Source organism: Streptomyces sp. TOM-9, assembly GCF_056858595.1.
The window spans coordinates 9235878-9253629 of the sequence record NZ_JBXEQB010000001.1 but is presented as its reverse complement, the minus strand read 5'-3'; the positions used below and the strand labels follow the sequence as shown (position 1 = coordinate 9253629).

General features: G+C 70.0%; 14 protein-coding genes. 9 read left to right on the top strand and 5 right to left on the bottom strand.

The genetic code is table 11. From position 1 onward, the window contains the following. The first annotated feature begins 283 nt into the window (after positions 1 to 283). Complete coding sequence (locus AC1VWI_RS42335) at positions 284 to 511, top strand: hypothetical protein (protein WP_499516384.1); 228 nt, start codon at positions 284 to 286, stop codon at positions 509 to 511. A gap of 156 nt (positions 512 to 667) precedes the next feature. Here the strand turns inward: AC1VWI_RS42335 and AC1VWI_RS42330 are convergent, their stop codons facing one another. Beyond that, positions 668 to 1423, bottom strand: coding sequence for an SDR family NAD(P)-dependent oxidoreductase (locus tag AC1VWI_RS42330; protein WP_499516383.1), 756 nt, complete (start codon positions 1421 to 1423; stop codon positions 668 to 670). Positions 1424 to 1554: 131 nt separating this feature from the next. Between AC1VWI_RS42330 and AC1VWI_RS42325 the strand changes: the two genes are divergently transcribed. After that, a complete protein-coding gene (locus AC1VWI_RS42325) occupies positions 1555 to 1989 on the top strand; it encodes an Rrf2 family transcriptional regulator (RefSeq protein WP_499516382.1) in 435 nt (144 codons plus the stop codon). A gap of 147 nt (positions 1990 to 2136) precedes the next feature. Here AC1VWI_RS42325 and AC1VWI_RS42320 read toward each other — a convergent pair whose 3' ends face one another. After that, positions 2137 to 2499 carry a superinfection immunity protein gene (locus AC1VWI_RS42320; RefSeq protein WP_499516381.1) on the bottom strand — a complete coding sequence of 121 codons (363 nt, stop codon included), beginning with the start codon at positions 2497 to 2499 and terminating at the stop codon, positions 2137 to 2139. Positions 2500 to 2880: 381 nt separating this feature from the next. Here AC1VWI_RS42320 and AC1VWI_RS42315 point away from each other — a divergent pair, with 381 nt between their 5' ends. Beyond that, a complete protein-coding gene (locus tag AC1VWI_RS42315) occupies positions 2881 to 3453 on the top strand; it encodes a PP2C family protein-serine/threonine phosphatase (RefSeq protein WP_499516380.1) in 573 nt (190 codons plus the stop codon). Between the two features lie 88 nt (positions 3454 to 3541). On the opposite strand, the gene AC1VWI_RS42310 is transcribed toward AC1VWI_RS42315, so the two are convergent. Further along, positions 3542 to 4456, bottom strand: coding sequence for a LysR family transcriptional regulator (locus AC1VWI_RS42310; RefSeq protein WP_499516379.1), 915 nt, complete (start codon positions 4454 to 4456; stop codon positions 3542 to 3544). A 131-nt stretch (positions 4457 to 4587) separates the two neighbouring features. Here AC1VWI_RS42310 and AC1VWI_RS42305 point away from each other — a divergent pair, with 131 nt between their 5' ends. From AC1VWI_RS42305 to AC1VWI_RS42280, 6 genes are all read left to right on the top strand, one after another. Further along, positions 4588 to 5610, top strand: coding sequence for a DUF4331 family protein (locus AC1VWI_RS42305; RefSeq protein WP_499516378.1), 1023 nt, complete (start codon positions 4588 to 4590; stop codon positions 5608 to 5610). Positions 5611 to 5761: 151 nt separating this feature from the next. Further along, the gene (locus tag AC1VWI_RS42300; RefSeq protein WP_499516377.1) at positions 5762 to 5941 is read left to right on the top strand and encodes a hypothetical protein; all 180 of its coding nucleotides are present in this window, start codon (positions 5762 to 5764) and stop codon (positions 5939 to 5941) included. A gap of 297 nt (positions 5942 to 6238) precedes the next feature. Beyond that, positions 6239 to 10003, top strand: coding sequence for a S8 family serine peptidase (locus AC1VWI_RS42295; RefSeq protein WP_499516376.1), 3765 nt, complete (start codon positions 6239 to 6241; stop codon positions 10001 to 10003). A gap of 310 nt (positions 10004 to 10313) precedes the next feature. After that, positions 10314 to 11066, top strand: a complete 753-nt coding sequence (locus AC1VWI_RS42290; protein WP_499516375.1) for a hypothetical protein — start codon at positions 10314 to 10316, stop codon at positions 11064 to 11066. Between the two features lie 125 nt (positions 11067 to 11191). Further along, positions 11192 to 11425, top strand: a complete 234-nt coding sequence (locus AC1VWI_RS42285) for a type II toxin-antitoxin system HicB family antitoxin (RefSeq protein WP_499516374.1) — start codon at positions 11192 to 11194, stop codon at positions 11423 to 11425. 1 nt (position 11426) lies between these two features. After that, on the top strand, positions 11427 to 11798 hold the full coding sequence (locus tag AC1VWI_RS42280) for a toxin Doc (protein WP_499516373.1): 372 nt from the start codon (positions 11427 to 11429) through the stop codon (positions 11796 to 11798). A 102-nt stretch (positions 11799 to 11900) separates the two neighbouring features. Here AC1VWI_RS42280 and AC1VWI_RS42275 read toward each other — a convergent pair whose 3' ends face one another. Then, positions 11901 to 16016, bottom strand: a complete 4116-nt coding sequence (locus AC1VWI_RS42275) for a carboxypeptidase regulatory-like domain-containing protein (RefSeq protein ID WP_499516372.1) — start codon at positions 16014 to 16016, stop codon at positions 11901 to 11903. Between the two features lie 669 nt (positions 16017 to 16685). After that, the gene (locus AC1VWI_RS42270) at positions 16686 to 17537 is read right to left on the bottom strand and encodes a D-alanyl-D-alanine carboxypeptidase family protein (protein WP_499517050.1); all 852 of its coding nucleotides are present in this window, start codon (positions 17535 to 17537) and stop codon (positions 16686 to 16688) included. Positions 17538 to 17752: the final 215 nt, after the last annotated feature.

Here is a 17752-nt window from a genome sequence, read left to right as displayed (position 1 = left end):
GCGAGGGCCAGGTGCTCGGGAGTTGCCGCGTCCATCCGTGCCCAACTGCCGGCCGGCAAAGACGAGCTCGCACGACCGAATCGTCAACTGCCGCACGGCAGCTACGTCATCCGGGATCGGGAGGCGAGGTGGTCCGGCAGCCGGGCGATGGTGGCCGGGAAGGAGCCGGATGTGGCGCCGTCCGCGGCAGCGCGGTCCGGATGTCGGCGGTGCGGCGGCCGCAACCGGATGGATCGTTCGTTCGTCCGGAATGACGAGACCGGTCCCCCACCGAGAGGCAGCTGTGACCCAGCCCGCGGATCCCCTCGTCGAGTACTGCTTCATCATCACCTTCAGCCATCGCGATCAGGATCTGATGACCTTCTCCGGTACGTACACACCGGCGCCGGGGATGACCAGGCACGATGTCTACAACACGATCCGCGCCGATCATGTGCGGCAGCTGCCTTCACTGATCCAGGGCTACTGCCAGGTGAGCTTCTTCTCGCTGGAACGCAACCAGCTGCTGTGACGGGCTGTTCCGCCGGACGGGAACGCGCCGCTCCTGGAGCCGGCGATGGTCGCCCGGGGCGAGCGGCCACCGTGCCGCGGGCCGGCGCGGGCGCGCATGGCCCGCGGCATGGTGGCCGAGGCTCGATGTCTCTTCGGGGGCGCGGCAGGATCGCCCTCAGGCGTTGTAGCCGCCGTGGGCGTCCAGCACAGCCCCTGTGACGTACGACGCGGCGGGGCTCGCCAGGAAGGCGATCGCCGCGGCGATCTCCTCGGGGCGCCCCATGCGCTGGAGGGAAAGGGAGCCGACGAGGGCCTTGAGGGTCTCGGGGTCCGGCGGTTCCATGCCGCTCTCCATCAGTCCGGCCTCCACGACGTTGGCCGTGATGCCCCGGTGCCCGAGGTCCCGCGCGACGCCCATGGTGTACCTCTCGATCCCCGACTTGGTGGCCGAGTAGTCGGCCAGACCGGGAAGGCCGACGCGGGAACCGAGCCCGGAGCTCACGGTGATGATGCGGCCGTCCGCACGCAGCACCCGGGAGGCGGCCCGGATGACGGCGATCACACCGAGGTAATTGGTGGCGTGCATGCGGTCGAGTGCGGCGGTGTCGGCGTCCGGATCGTCCACCGTGCGGCCTTGTTCCACCGATATCGCCGCGTTGTTGACGAGGATGTCCAGACCGCCGAAGGCGGCGACCACCTCGTCGATCAGCGCCGGCGCCAGGCTCGTGTCCCCCTGGTCGGTCTGGATGGCGACGGCCTTCGCTCCCTTGCCGCGCACCTCGTCGACGACGGCCTGCGCCCGCTCTGCGGAGCTGACGTAGGTGAACGCGACATCGGCACCCTGCTCGGCCAGGAGCCGTACGGTGGCGGCTCCCAGTCCGCGGGATCCTCCGGTGACCAGGGCGACCTTGCCCGTGAGTGGCTGGCTCATAGTTCCCACCTCGTTGAATCTGTCTCTTCCGACGCCTGTCGCAACAAGAATGGTTACGACAGCTATCGCAACTATACTCGTTACGACTGCATAGTCGTAACAGAAAATGTTTCCACTGCGAGGAGGGTCACATGAGCGCCAACAGCAGGTTGACGATCGCCGCTCACGCGCTGGCCTGGATCGGCCTCTACCAGCGCCAGGGCCATGAGGTTGCCACCTCCGAGCAGATCGCGACCAGCGCGAACACCAATCCGGTGGTGATCAGACGCCTGCTGGGCGAACTGCGCCGAGCCGGTCTGGTGGAGTCCCGGCGAGGCGTGGGCGCAGGCTGGACGCTGGCACGTGAGCTGGGGTCGATCACCTTGCTCGACGTGTACGAGGCCGTGGAACCCGGCCCGCTCTTCGCACTGCACCGGACCACCCCGGACCAGGGATGCGTGGTCGGTCACGGCATCCAGCCGGCGATGCGGGGTGTCTACGAGGGCATTGAGGAGACCGTGCGACGCGAACTGTCCCGCGTCTCGCTCGAGGACGTGCTCCGGGACGTCCTCGCGGCACCTCGCTGACGGCAGGCGCGGCCCAGACGTGCGACCCGCGCCCACCGATCACTGCGGCGCGGGCCGCCCTCGGGGGTCGGCGGGAGGCAACCATCCGGCGCGTACGGGCCCCCGGCAGCCACCGTCCCTCACACTCTTGGCGACCTCACCAGCGATTCACGCCGAGGCTTGCACCGACGCCTTGGGCTTCTTGGGCGTGCGGGTTGCCATGTAGAGGGCCACACCCCACCCGATGAGCGATGAACCGAGGAACACGTTGATGACAAGAATCAACCACCGGTCCTTTGCTCCACGCGCAAACGCCACGTACGACGGCGCCATGTAGAGCACGGCAAAAGCAAGTATGAGCATGAACGTCAGCAGGTCTTCCACAGCGCCCCCCACGAGTTGATCTTGAAAGACTGCCACAACATACACCCGTGCCCGGGGTCCGCTGAAGGCTTCACGGGCGACCGTCCACCCTTTCCGGCCGACTCCTACCATCGTCACCGCACGTAGGCGGTCAAACACATCCTCCATCCATGATCCCTTGGCAAAACGCGCGAAAATGAAGAAGCAGTTGTTTCGGTATGTGCCAGGGAGCAACCCATGAACGCCTCGGACGAACTCCTGCAGAGGGCTGACCCGGCGGCTCTTGTGACGCTGGACGGGGCCATCCGCAGCCTCAACCCTGCGATGGCCACAACGCTGGGCAAATCGGCGGAGCAGTGCCTGGGACCTGGCAGGCCAGGCGCTGAGGCGCATCAGGTTGCAGCAGGCACGAGTCGAGCTGGCCACCGCGCTGCAGCAGACCATGCTCCCCACGCTGCCCGAGCACCTCGCGGGCCTGGAGGTCGCCGCCCGCTACCGACCCAGCAGACACGGGCTGGACGTCGGCGCGACTGGTACGACGCCTTCGTCATGCCCGACGGCGCCATCGCAGTGGAGATCGGCGACGCCCAAGGGCACGACGTGGACGCCGCCGCCCTCATGGGACAGGTCCGTTTGTCCATGCGCGCCATCGCCGCCCACGAACCGCATCCGGCAACCGTACTGAGGCGCACCAACGAGCTGCTCCTCACGATACGAGCGGCACGATTCGCCAGCTGCACCATGCTGCACCTCGACCCACACGACGGGCAGGTCACCGGCGCCGGCGCCGGCCACGTGCCGCTGCTGTGCGCGCACAAGGACGGCAGCCACAGCATCCACGAGCTGCCGGGCGGGCCGGTCCTCGGAGTCGTGCCCGACACCGAGTACCGCGAGGAGACCTTCACCCTGGACAAGGACAGCGCGCTGATCATGGTCACCGACGGCGTCGTCGAAGGACCGGGCCTCACGTTGGAAGCCGGACTGGAGCGAGCCGGAACACTGGCCGGCGCAGCCCTCCACGACGGACTGAACACCGAGGAGACCGCCGACCGCATCATCGACGCCGCGGTCGCGGTGGACCACGCCGATGACGTGGCCGTACTGGTCATCCAACGCACATGACGGCGCCCACGTCCTCACGCACCCGCATCGTGCGGGCAATGAGCCGGGACTCCGAGAAGGTCCGTGACTGGGCATCAGCCGGCAACCGTCAGCGATCCTCGCGGTGGGTACGCGCCGCGATCCGGAGCAGTTCCTCGACCGCGCCGGTCAACGGGCGGTCCTTCGGCCACACGGCGCGCAGCCGACGGCGCAGGTCGGCCCCCGTCACCGGGACCTCCACGATGCGCCCCTCGGCCAGGTCGTCCCGGACACTGACGGCGCTGAGCACCGCCGGGCCCGCGCCTTCGGCGACGGCCTTTCGTACCGCGACGTTGGCGTCCAGCACCATCAGAGGTCTGGCCGGCTCGGCTCCCGCGCCGGCGAGCACACGCTCGATGGTCTCCCGCGTACCTGAACCCGGTTCGCGGACGATCAGGCGGGTTCGGGCCAGCTCGGTCAGATCCACCGGCTCTCGCCGTCGTGCCCAGGCATGCTGCGGCGCGACCACGACGACCAGCCGGTCGGCACCCACCTGTCGTGAGCTGAGGCCGGACGGAACGGTGGGCGCCTCGATGAACCCCAGACTGATCCGGCCATTCGCCGCGAGCGTGGCGACCTGTTCGGAATTGGTCACCTTGAGGCTGACGTATACGTCGGGCGATCCGCGCTGCAGCGTGCCGATCCACCGCGGCACGAAGTGTTCGGCCAGCGTCATGCTGGCCGCCAGGTGCAGGTCGAGGGCGTGGTCACCGCGCAGCGCCGCGACGCCCACCATCAGGGAGTCCACTTCGGCCAGCACCCGCCCCGCCCATTGGCACACCGCCTTGCCCTCGACGGTCAGTGCGGAGCCGCGGGTGTCGCGCTTCACCAGCGTCAGCCCCAGGCGCCGCTCGAGTTGTGTCAGGCGCTTGCTCGCGGCGGGCTGGCTGATCCCCATCCGCTCGGCGGCCTGCCCCAGGCTGCCGATCTCGGCCACCCATGTCAGCAACAGGAGACTGCTGAGATCGGGAGACGACCTGCTCATAACCACAGTGTATGACGGCATTCCCGATGTGGCGGTACCAGGCCGCCGCCCGCTCGGCGAGGATGAAACAGCCGGAAAAACGCCCGGCACCCTTTCCTCGGAGAAAAACCGAAAGAGTTTAAGGACCGACCATGTCGCACCATCTCGACACTCCGCTGGCGGCCCAGAACGGCCAGCTGTTCATCGACGACCTGTACGTCTTTCCCGGTGAGCGCAGCACGGTGTTCATCATGGACGTCAACTCCGACATCACCGGCGTCTACGCCGAGCCCGGGTTCCACCCGGAAGCACGCTACGAATTCAAGGTTCACTTCGACGGCGCCGAATTCGAGACCTTGACCTATCGGGTCTCCTTCGACGAACCCGGCCCCGACGGCAGGCAAACCCTGCGCCTGCACGTCCTGACCGGAAACGAGGCGCGCGAGGACTCCGCTGACGGCGACCTGGTGCTGGAAGGCCGCACCGGTGAAACGGCCGACGGGGACGGCACCCGCGTCTGGGCCGGGCGCATCTCCGACTCCTTCTACATCGACCTGTCCCTGCTGGCCGTCGTCAATGGGGCGGTGGCCAAGGGAACGGCGGTGGACCTCTCGGACTGGCGCCCGCAGGAGGCGCAGAACAGCTTCGCCGGCACCACCGTGGAATCGATCGTGCTGGAGGTTCCGCACGAGCACGCGCAGCTGCGCCCCGGGGCCCGCACGGGCGTCTGGTGTGCGACCAAGCTGGCCACCGACGCCGGCGGATGGCGGCAGATCAACCGCGGCGGGCACCCGATGATGTGGCCGATCTTCTGGCCCGGCGACACCGACTTCAGCAACCCGGCCAACACCCGGCACCCCTCGCAGGACCGCGCCGCCGTGGGCGAATCCATCGCGGGCCAGGTCTCGGCTGTCGTCGCGGCCACCGGGACTTGCGCCGACCCAGAGGGCTACGGCCGGACCGTGGCCGGGCAGCTGTTCCCCGACGTGCTGGCCTACGTCGTCGGAACGCCCGCCACGTACGGCTTCGCCGCCCGCAACGGCCGCACCCTGGCCGACAACGCGCCTGAGGCGATGCTCTCGCTCGTGACCAACACGGCCGTGCCGGCCGGACTCAAGCCATCCGTCGCCCAGCACCTGCGGAACGACCGCTTCCCGTACGTCGTGCCCGTATGACCACCCCGGTCACCCGTCCCCTCCGCGTCGAGATCGTCGCGGAGGGCTTCCGGCTCACGGGTTCCGACCGCATCGAGAGCCCTCACGACACCGCCAACCATGGCGGCGGAGGACTTCGCGGGCACCGTCGAAACGCTCATCGAGGGCGTGGATGGCCGCGCCGGACGGCGTGAACGCCGTGGCGCCAGGCAAGGACGAGCCGCTGCTCATCTCCGGCGCCACCGGCGGTGGCGTCGGTGCCTTGGCCGTGCAGATCGCCGCCGCCCGCGGCGCTCACGTGATAGCCACTGCCCGCCCCGGCGTCGAGGCCGACGTCGTCACCTGCGCCTGACCCCGCCCTTCCGCGGTCCGTCGCCCAGGCGGCGGACCGTACCCCACCGCGGCCGCCCCGCCCCGCCCCGACAGCCCCCGCCGTGGAGGGGTATCGCGAGAGCACCGATGGGCGCTCCCGACTGCCGATCACAACGAGAGCCCGTTGTTCCGTTGGTGTGCCCACACCGATCTCTGGGAGCCGGCGGCACAGGCGGTGGGCGGAACGGGGCGGTTGAACGGGAGGTAGGCAACCAACACATCACATGTTGTGACACCATGCGTTGCACATCCAACGGAGACTCGACCAAGGACTCGTGTGCGACCACATATTCCGGCCCGGCAGGGCCTGCCCATCTTGGCGGCGGTCACCGCGCTGCTGACGGTGGTCCCCCTGGCGACAGCCGCCGACCACACCCCCGCCGCGGCCAAGGGCGTCACCATAGCCAACGGCGGTTCACTCGGATCCACTGCGCGGACCGTCACCCTCATCTCCGGTGACCGCGTCACCGTCACCCCCGACGGCTCCGGCCCCGCCACCGTCACCGTGGCCGCACCGAACGGGGACCGGGCGGACGTACGCGTCAGCAGCAGGGACGGGGACGTCTACGTCGTGCCCGCCGTGGCGGAGCGGTACGTGGCCGCCGGTCTCCTCGACGAGACCCTGTTCAACGTCACCCGACTCGTCGCCGACGGGTACGACGACTCGCGCTCTCGTGGGCTGCCCCTCATCCTGAGCTATTCCTCGGACTCGCTGCGCAAGATGGACCTGGCGTCCCTGCCCGAAGGTGCCACCGGCGCACGGGCGTTGACCAGCATCGACGGCACCGCTGTCACCCAGATCCACAGCCGGGCGGCGGACTTCTGGGCCGAGCTGACCCAGGCGACGCCCGCGGCTCGCGGCACCACCGCGGGCGCGCCGGCGCTGAACGGCGGCGTCCGCAAGGTCTGGCTGGACGGCAAGGTCAAGGCGACGCTCGAGTCGAGCGTCGCACAGATCGGCGCCCCCGACGCGTGGGCGCGCGGCAACACCGGCAAGGGTGTCGACGTGGCCGTCCTCGACACCGGATACGACACCGAGCACCCGGATCTCGCAGGCGTCGTCGCCTCGTCCCGGAGCTTCATCCCGTACGAGGACGTCGTGGACCGCAACGGCCACGGCACACACGTCGCCTCCACCATCGCCGGCAACGGCGCGGCGTCCGGAGGCAAGGAGAAGGGCGTCGCGCCCGGAGCCGAGCTTCACGTCGGCAAGGTCCTCGACAACTCCGGCTCCGGATCCGACTCCTGGGTCATCGCCGGCATGGAGTGGGCGGCGCGTGAGACCAAGGCACGCGTGATCAGCATGAGCCTCGGCGGTATCGCCCCCGACGACGGCACGGACCCGCTCAGCCAGGCGGTGAACGCACTCAGTGCCGAGACGGGCGCCCTGTTCACCATCGCGGCGGGCAACAGCGGGGAGAACGGCCCGTCCACCGTCGCCAGCCCGGGCTCCGCGGACGCCGCCCTGACCGTCGGCGCCGTCGACTCCACGGACGCACTGGCCTGGTTCTCCAGCCGCGGCCCCCGATTCCGTGACGACGCGATCAAGCCCGAGATCACCGCGCCCGGCGTCGGCATCCTCGCGGCACGCTCGCAGTACGCCACGTTCGGCAGCGGCTCCTACGCCTCCCTGAACGGCACGTCCATGGCGACCCCGCACGTGGCCGGCGCCGCCGCCCTCGTGGCGGCCGGCCACCCGGAGTGGACCGGGGCCCGCATCAAGGACGCCCTCGTGAGCACGGCCCACGAGACGCCCGCCAACACGGCCGACGACGGTGGCAACGGGCGCGTCGACGCCGCGGCGGCCTCCGCGGCCCGCCTGGTGGCCACCGGCACCGCCGACGCGGGCATCCACTCCCTGGGCGGAAAGCCCGGGCAGACCGTGGAGCGCCGGATCGAGTGGCTCAACTCCGGCGACAAGGCGGTCACCGTCACGCTACGGGTCGACGCGCCCGACGCACCGCAGGGCCTGTTCACCGTGGCGGACCGTCAGGTGACCGTGCCGGCCGCGGGCACCGCCGCCACTACGCTCACCACCGTCCTCGACCGCGCACCGGCGGGTTCCCGCTTCACCGGACACCTCACGGGCCTGGTGGACGGCAAGCCCGCCACGCGCACCCTGGTCGCCGTCAGCACCCGCGAGGAGCACCACCATCTGCGGCTGCACTTCCAGGGCCGGGACGGCGAACCGCTGGCCGACGTGGTGCGGGTCCAGCGCCATGGTGACGGGTCCCGCTTCGAAGGGGTGACCAACACACGCGGCGACATCGACCTGGTCGTGCCGAACGGCGTCTACACGGCCTGGTTGTGGGGCGACGTCCGAGGCACCCACGGGGCCTCGTCGCTCGGGCAGGGGCTCCTGCTCAAGACCGGCATCCAGGTCCGCGACGCCGACACGTCGGCGACCGTCGACGGCAGGCAACTGCGACTGACCGAGGTCGTCACACCGCAGGTGACCACGGCAGGCGTCGTCCGCGCCGATTTCCTCCGGTCGTTCACCGACGGCTCTCCCGCCATCGGCGAGACCTCGACCCTCGCCCCCCAGCACGACAGCATGTGGGCGCTGCCGGCGAGCAAGCCCGCAGACGGCGATCTGCTGTACACCGTCCGGGCACGGATGGAGCAGCCTCTGCTCAGCCTCTCCTCGGGCTTCCAGAACTTCGACGACCTGGCTCTGGAGCCCGGTTCGGCCCGGCCGGCCGACCGGACGCACACCCTCCCGGCCGTTTTCGCCGGTGACGGCCGGGAGCAGGACTACGTCGCGGCCGGGGCCCGGGGCAAGGTGGCCGTGGTCCGCTACGTACCCCCGCCGGACGACGACGATGACGGCGATTCCCGGACCGCCTCCCACGACCAGATCGCCGCCGCCGAGAAGGCCGGCGTGGCGGTCCTCGTCATCGTCAACGGCGACAGCGGACGCTACTGGCCGAGCGGCAGCCGCAGCAAGATCGTCGTCGCGGGCATCTCGCGAACCGAGGGCGAGATCCTGATCGGCCGCATCCAAAGCGGTTCCGGCTCGGTGCCCATGCACATCGTCGGCCGCTCCACGACCGCGTACCTCTACGACCTGGTGCGCACCTGGCGCGGCGGCATCCCGAAGACCCTGCGCTATGCGCCGGGCACGAGGGAACTCGCCCGGGTCGACGTCGATTTCCGCACGACGAACAAGGTGTACGAGAACCGGTTCGACATCCAGCCGTACCAGCTCTTCCTGCTGGACTCGACCCGGCTGTCGACCTCCGGGGCGCGACGCACCGACTGGGTGACCGCCGCCCCCGGCGCCGTCTGGAGGGAGGAGGCCCATCAGAGTGGCAGCCAGTACTCCGACCAGTATTCCAGCCAGGTCGCCTATCCGGCAGGACGTGCCACGAGCGTCCAGTGGTTCGGTCCGGTCGAACGGCCCCGGGTCGTCGAGTACCTGGACACCCCGCGGCGCACGGGCGCTTCCGTCGCCGGGCAGATTCCCGGCTTCGGGGACGGCGGCCGCCATCACGCCGGCACCAATGGGCCCGGTACCACGACGCAGTCCGTCGAACTCCGCCGGAGCGACAAGCTGCTCGGCAGCACCGAAGGCCCGTACTTCGACTTCCCGGTTCCGAGCACCCCGAGCCGCTACCGGCTGGTGACCACCACGAAGCGCACCGAAGGGCACCCGTACTCCATCTCCACCCGCACCGAGTGGGGCTTCATGTCCGGGGTACCGCGGAACGGCAAGGCGCCGCTGCTCCCCCTCGTGCAGCTGGACTACACCATCCCGACCTCGACCGACGGGTCGGCCCGGCGTGACGCCGAGCTCGTCGTGGAGCCGTCGCACATCCGCGGCGCCTCCACGGCCCGGGTCCGCACCGACACGGTGGAGGTGTCCTACGACGACGGCAGGACCTGGCACCGCGTCAAGCAGCGGGACCTGCGGGACGGCGCCGTGCGCGTGAGGTTGGACGCCCCGCGGAAGGCCGCGTTCGTATCGCTGCGGGTCCACGCCTCGGACAAGCGGGGCAACACCGTCACGCAGACGGTCATCCGGGCCACCGGCCTGCGCTGACCGGCCGTCGGCGACCGGGCCGGGTGGGAACCACTCGGCCCGGTCGGCCTCGGGGCCCTCGGGGTCCTCGGGGAGGTGCCATCGCGAGCCGCACCTGGCACGGGAAAAGGGCTCCGGGGCGATCCGTCCCGTGCCATGATCCAGGCTTGTGTGGGGTGACGAAAGTCTGGCCGAACTCGAGGATTCCCTGAAGCGCCTGGCGGTACCTGGCCGTGCTCCGGCCCGGGTCCGCGTTGCCATCCGTCGCAGGCGTCACCTTCGCATCTTGTTGACCTGCATCCTCTGTTGCGCAGCGACGGGTGCGGTCTTCGTGACCGTCGACTACATGACCGCTGACGGTGTTTCCATGGCACAGACCCCCTGGGCAGTGGTCGCGCTGGTCTTCGGTGCCGTCGCGATTCCGGTGATGACCCTTCGCAGTTCCCTCGGCGGACGCGAAGCACCGCAGACCCGCTTGTCCTTCCGGCAGGTAGGCGTGGTCTTCGGTGCACGGCGGTACGCACTGGTCATGGAGATCGCCGAGGCCATCACGGCCTGCGCGGAGGCGCACAAGGCGGGCGGCGAAAGGCTGGCACCGAAACTTCGCACGGTCTCCCGCCGGATCGGAGCGGTCAGTCGTGGCATATCCGCCGCTCACAGGCAACGGCGCTCCGTCTCCTTGCTCTCGCACCGCCGCAGGACGCTCAAGGCGCACGAGCGCCGGGTGATCGCCGCGCTGCGCGCCTGCGAAGCCCGTCTCGACAGCGATCCGCGCCCGGCGCTGGAGGAGCTGGGCGGACTCCTTCTGACCATCGCGGATCGCTACTGCCAAGCCCGGGTGGGCGCGCTTCTGGACGAGGGCCAGTTACAGGGCGCCGTGGCGGGGCCTGACCGGGAGTGGATCCGTACCGTCACGTGGGCCGTCCTCACGATCGGAGGCGTGATCGGCGTCTCCCGGCTGGGGTTGTCCGACGGTGCTGAGCCGATCGTCATGGCGTGCACCGCCATCGCGGTGGCGGCCGTGGTCTGGAACCGCTCCGTACGTCGCGCCCTCGACATCGTCGGCCTCGCCCTGGGCCCCTGAGAGCGGCCCCGCGCGCCGTGGGGCGCACCTGGGCGAGCGGGCGTCGGCACCAGCGTTCGCCGTCGCTTCGGCCTTGCGCTTGGAGCGGCATCCTGATGTATAGCAGTCTGCTATACACTGGGGGCATGGCGAAGCAGATCAACATCCGGCTCGATGACGCCGTTCATGCCCGTCTCGTCGCACGCGCCGAGGCCGAGGGCACCACGGTGACCGCACTGATCACGCAGGCTGCCGAGCGCGACCCCCGCCTCGACGACGGGGCCGCCACGGCCGCTGCGTTCCTGGCCAGGCATGCCGCGGAGTTCGCCGAGGCGTTCCCGGAAGAGGAGCCGGACAGCGCCACCGGACGGGCCGCCTGAGGTGGAGCTGCAGGTCGACATCCGCTGGCTGCTGGAACGCCAGGCCGAGGTGCTGCCGAAGGAGCCGTCGGTCCACGACTTCTCCGGTCTGGTCGCGGCGGTCGCCCGGCACCGGGTCAACGCCCCGAAGCTGGATTACACCGTAGACGCGGCCTGGCGTGCGGCAGCCCTCTTCCACGAGATCGTTTCGGTGTGCCCGCTGCCCGCCCGCAACGCCATGTACGGGGCGCTCGTCGCGGTGGCCTACATGGCGGCGTGCGGCCAGGCGGTCGATGCGCCGTACGGGGCGCTCAGCGACCTGGCGAAGCAGGTCCGTGCGGGGCGCGCGGACGTCTACGCCTGCGCCGACCAGATCCGCCGCTGGCGGCTCTGACCCACCTGCATCGTCACCCGCGACGAGGCGACCCGGCACCCACGGACGGGCGCGGGCCGGTCCCGAGGGGCCGGCCCGCGTCCGCTTCCGCCGGATCTGCGGTTACTGCTTCTTCAGCGTGAAGTCGCTGGTGACCGTCGCCCCCTTCTGGATCTTCACGGTGGTGGCCACCGGCCGGTAACCGTCCTTGGCCACGATGACCTCCAGCGGGTTGTTGCGGGAGTCCAGCCACAGGGAGTAGGTGCCGTCGGCGGCCGTCCTGAGCGAGTAGTCCGCCGCCCAGCTGCCGATCTCGACGGTGGCGCCGGCCAGCGGCTTGGTGGTGCCGTCGCTCTGGATGCCACGGACGGTTCCGGTGATCTTGCCCCAGGTCTTCGGCGGGTCGACGTGCAGGGACACCGGGACCTTCCGCATCCCGTACGGGCTGTCGTTGTCCAGCGCCAACTGCGCCGTGAAGTCACCCGGCTGCGCGACCTCGGGCACCGAGGCGTCCAGCGTGACGGTGACGGTCGTGCTCGCACCGGGCTGCAGGGTGAAGTGCTGGGTGCTCGTCCTCAGCCACGGGACGTCGCTCGTGCCTCCCTGGTCGTAACCGGGCAGGAGCTCCACGGTGTTGCTCGGGGTGTACGGCTCGCTGCCGCCGCCGATCTTGTACAGGCCGAGGGCGGCGCCGCCGCGGTAGGTGGCCACGTTGGCGTTGGGCAGGGCGGTCCAGGCGCCGGCCTGCGGGTCGTAGGCGAAGCCCTGGTTGGTGAGGGCCTCGTGGCTGATGCCGCTGGAGATCACGAGCTGGTCGTTCGCCGCGGTGGACGAGGAACTCCACAGCGGGATCGGCAGGTCGGGAAGCGCGGTCCACGTGTCGGCGGCCGGGTCGTACACGTAGGCGTGCTTGCTCTCGCCGAGGCCGTCCGCGTTGCCGCCGGCGCAGTAGAGCTTGCCATTGACGCCGCCGCACGACTCCCAGGCGACCCGCTCCGGGTAGTCGGCGATCCGGGACCAGGTGTCGGTGTCGGGGTCGTAGGCGTACGCCTCGGCGGTGCCGCAGCGGTCGTCGCAGCCGCCGACCGTGTAGAGCTTGCCGTCGAGAGCCGCGTTGCCCTGCCCCGCATAGGCCGCGGGCGTCGGTGCGCCGGTGCTCCAGCGGTCGGCGACGGGGTCGTAGATCTCCAGCTTGGGGTCGGTGGTGTTGTCCGGGAGCCAGCCCCCGACGGTGTAGAACTTGCCGTCGACGAACTGCCCCGAGGGCGCCTCCCGACGGTCCGCCGCGCTGGCCACCCGGCTCCAGCCGCCGACGACGGGGTCCAGGACGTACATCGCGTTGGTGACGTCGAAGCCGGTGTAGCCGAAGGCGGAGTAGACCTTGCCCCCGTAGGTGCCGACCGCGTTGCCGAGGACGGTCTCCGGGAGGTCGGGGCCGGTCTGCCAGGCGCCGCCGGACGGCGCCGCGGCGTGCTTCGCCCCGGTCGGGGCCGAACCCTTCTTGCTCGCGTGCGGGGAGAAGTGCCCCTTGACGGTCTGGAGGGGTGCGCCGCTGCCGAGGGCCTGGGACTGGAAGCCGCCGGCCCGTTCGCCCACCGTCACGGTGACGGGCGCGCCCCCGGTGTTCTTGACGGTCATGTTCCGCGTGGCGGACTTGCCCCAGGCGAGGGTGGCGCCGACGGAGTCCGGGGTCACGGTCAGTTGCCCGGCCTTGAGCTTGTAGGAGGCCGTGACGGCGCTGTCGGCCGCGATGTTGACGCTCTTGGTCAGCTCCGTGTAGCGCGGCCTCGCAGCGCTGACCTCGTGCTTTCCGAGGCCTGGCGAGAACATGAGGTAGAGCCCGTCGCCGAGTGCGGGGTCCTCGGGGGTGGCCACGCTCGTCGCGGTCGCCCCCGGCTCGCCCTTGACGGTGACGGCGGCGCCGACCAGGCCCTTGCCGGTGTTGGCGTCGGTCACGGTCCCGGTGACCAGGCCGCCGGGGGTGGCCGTGTAGCCGCGATCGCCGACGAAGACGTCGTCGACGCCCCACCACCAGGCGAACTCGGTGACGAAGTGGAAGCGCACGCGGACGTCCCGCTTGCCGGCGAAGTCGTCGAGCGGGATCTCGACCTTGGCGTGGTCCGCGAAGCCCGCCGTCGCCGACCACAGGGACTTCCATGTGGCGCCGTCGTCGGAGCTGGCGTCGACCGAGACCGCGCTCCCGTCGGACACCCAGTACATGGCGTCGAAGGCCAGCTCGGGATCGGACGCGCCGGTCAGGTCGTAGGCGGGGCTGATCAGCTGTGTGTCGTAGGGCGAACCGATGGTGGGGTTGTCGGCGATGGCGAAGGCTCCGTCGCCGCCGGTCTGGTTGCCACGGCCGCCGGGGTCGTCGAAGGTCCAGCCGCCCTCGCTGCCGTCGGCGTTGACGACGCGCCAGCCCTGCGGGGCGGAGTCGGTGGACGCGAAGTGCTCGGTGGCGCCGTCCAGGTGCACGGCGTAGCCGGGTGCGGTGGCCTGCCAGGGGTCGGCCCGCAGGGGCAGGTCGAGGGACTGCGGAGCGTCGGTGACCGTGAGGGACCTGGTCGCCGTCGTGTAGCCGGGCAGGGACGCGTCGGCGTGGAGGGTGTAGTCGTGGCCCTCGGGAAGGCTGAGGGTGAAGGCACCGGTGGCCGGGTCGGTCCACACCGGGCCGCCGGGGACACCGTCCACGGTGATCTTGGCGTACAGCGGCCAGCCGTGACCGGAGTCGTCGGTGACCTTGCCGGAGACGGTCTGGCTGGGGACCGGCTTCAGCGCGAAGTCCCGGGTGACGGTGCCGCCTTCGGTGACGTCGACGTCCTTGGTGGTGCTGCCGGCGTAACCGTAGGCGTCGACGGTGACGTCGTAGCCGCCCACCGGGAGGCCGAGGCTGTAACCGCCGTCGGCCCCGGTGCGCGTGACGTTGTCCGTTCCCGCGCTGACGGTGGCACCGGCGAGGGGCTTGCCGGTGACCTGGTCGGTCACGGTGCCGGCCAGCGTCCCGTGCGGGCCGGTGCGGAAGGCCCGCAGGCCGTCGGGGGTGCCCAGGCCCGTCGGGCCGTCGTATCCGTCGGCGCCGGAGCACAGGTAGGCCGGGGTGCAGGTGCCGTTGCTGCCGGCGGTGACGTCGTGGAACCCCGCGTCCGCCGCGTAGGGGTAGGAGTTGGGGTACGTGCCCGCGACGGGGGTGCCGGCGTTGGCGTAGACGGCGGCGATGATCGGCGAGCCGGCGCTGGTGCCGCCGAACTGCGCCCAGCCGCCGCCACCGTAGGTCTGGTACACCGCGACCGGGGTGGCGGGGTCGGCCACCGCGGCGACGTCGGCCACGGCGCGGTTGGCGCAGCCGGTGTCCTTCTGGAATGCGGGCTTGGGCACGTAGAGCGAGCACCCGGACCCCGCGCCGTCCCAGACGGTCTCGGACCAGCCGCGGCTGCTCCCGCTGTCGGCGGTCAGGGAGGTGCCGCCCACCGCGGTCACGTAGGACGACGCGGCCGGGTAGGAGACGCCGTAGCCGAAGTCGCCGGAGGAGGCGACCATCGCGACGCCGGGGTGGTTGTAGTGGGCGTCCAGCACAATCGTCTGGTAGGGATCCTCACCGCTGCCGAAGCGGTAGTCGGTGCCGTAGGAGTTGGAGACGAACTTGGCGCCGAGCGCGACCGCCGTGTCGACGGCGGCGCCGAGGTCCTCGAAGCCCGGGGTGTCGGCCTCGACGAGCAGGATGTGGGCCTCGGGGGCGATCGCCGAGACCATGTCGAGGTCGAGGGAGATCTCCCCGGCCCAGTCCGGGTCGGGCTGCGGGTAGTCGGTGCCGCCGCGCTGGTCGACCTTGCGGAAGCAGCCGTCGTCGGCGGTGCAGGCGGGCAGGCCGTACTGCTCGCGGTAGACAGCCAGGTCGTCCTCGGCGGTCGGGTCGTCGAAGGCGTCGACGATGGCGATCGTCTGCCCCGCTCCGCCGCCGGCCGGGAGGTTGTAGGCCGAACGCAGGTCGGCCGGTCCGAACCCGCCCGGCGCCGCGGTGGTCCGCAGGCCCTTGGCCGGCTTCACATCGGTGCGGCGCAGGGCGTAACAGGTGGCCTCGCCCTTCTTCGCGGCGCCGCACGCCGCTTCGTAGGGCGCGTCACCACCCGCGGCAGCGGACGCGGTGGCGGTCGCGGCGGAGGGCGCCGCAGCCTGGGACGGTGTCTGGATGCCCAGGACGGCCAGCGCGGCGGTGACGATCACCGCCGACCATGTGGACATCCGCCGCCGGAGCGGTGGACCGGATATATGTGCTACGCGCAACGTCCGACTCCCCAGTGATCCCGTGAAACGCCGATATATGAAGGTTCGACAGCGAACTTCTGCGGTCGCCGGGAGTCCATTAGCGGAGAGATCACGTATCCATGTCAACGCCGAAAAGGCAGAAACGGGCCGCCATTTCGCGTTCTCCGGTGCACTCGACGTGAATGTGTCCGGATTCCGGTGAGCGGGTGTGGATCAATGGCGCCATGCGTGACAGGTCGCACCATGAGGGTGGTTGACGCACGCATCGCCCGATTCCCGGCCTGCCGTCCTTACCCCGCCGTGGAGCCCGTGTGCCCCGCTTGCGGCCATCTGGCCCCAATCACGCGACGTACCGGGGTATTCGCCGACATCCCCGCTTTTCCCGGTTTCCGTGCGCGACCCCGGCCGGGTCGTTACCGCCGGGCAAAATCACGTCAATTATTCACCCATTGATGTTTCACTCGCCCGCGGGCGACTTGGCCGTACGGCGGGCACGGGATTGCCTATTCCCCATTACCTCCGACTTCCGGGACGGACATCCGGTCGCCGCGCAGGATGCCGGCCGGGCGGGTCCGCCGGCGAACGACGAAGGGTGTGCCCACGACCGTGCGGTCGTGGGCACACCCTTCACCATGGTGGGCTTGCCTACTTCTTGAAGCCGTAGTTCATCAGCTTCGTCGCGTCCGAGGCACGGCTGGTCGCCGAGGAGGAGGCGAGAACGGTACCGATGACCGTCTTGCCGTTCCGGGTCGCGGCGAAGACCAGGCAGTACTTCGCAACCGCGCCGGAACCGGTCTTGACACCGATGGTTCCGGAGTAGCTCTTCAGCAGCGTGTTGGTGTTGGTCCACGACATGTAGCGGTAGCCACCGCTCTTCGTGGTCACCTTCTGCTTGGTCGCCTTCGTCTTCACGACGGTGCGGAAGGTGGAGTACTTCATCGCGCTGCTGGCGAGCTTGGTCAGGTCGCGGGGAGTCGAGTAGTTCCCCCCGTTCCCGATGCCGTCGAACGAGTCGAAGTGGGTGTTCTTCAGACCCAGGCTCTTGGCCGTCGAGTTCATCTTGCCGATGAACGACTTGACCCGTGCGGCCCGCGTGGAGCCGCTGCCGAACTTGTCGGCGAGAGCGTAGGCCGCGTCGCAGCCGGACGGGAGCATCAGCCCGTACAGCAGCTGACGGACCGTCACCTTGTCACCGACGATCAGGTGCGCCGAGGAGGCGCCCTTGGAGACGATGTAGTCGCTGTACGCCTTCTGAATCGTGACCTTGGCGTCAAGGTTCAGATTCGGCTGGGCGAGCACGACGCGAGCGGTCATGATCTTGGTGGTGGAGCCGGTGGAACGGCGGGTGTCGGCGGCCTTCGAGTAGAGGGCCTTACCCGTCGCGTTGTTCATCACGAAGCCGCCCTTGGCGGTGATCGTGGGCACCGTAAGCGTCGCGGCCTGGGCCGGGACGGTGAGTGCTGCGGCGGACAGCACTGCTCCCGCAGTGATCGTCACCGCAGACACGCGGGATGTGATCTTTATACCGTTTTTCAAAGTGTATACCCCAAATGTTCCTATGGGTTGACGGCATGACGAAGCCGCCAGCCCATAGGACTCCCGAGGGGCGCAAAGGGATGCACATCCTGCCGAGAATTTTCCGAGTTCTCACGCGATTCATTCGGGCATAAGCATCGAATCACCCCTGCGTGGAGGATTTCGGGCCGGTGCGG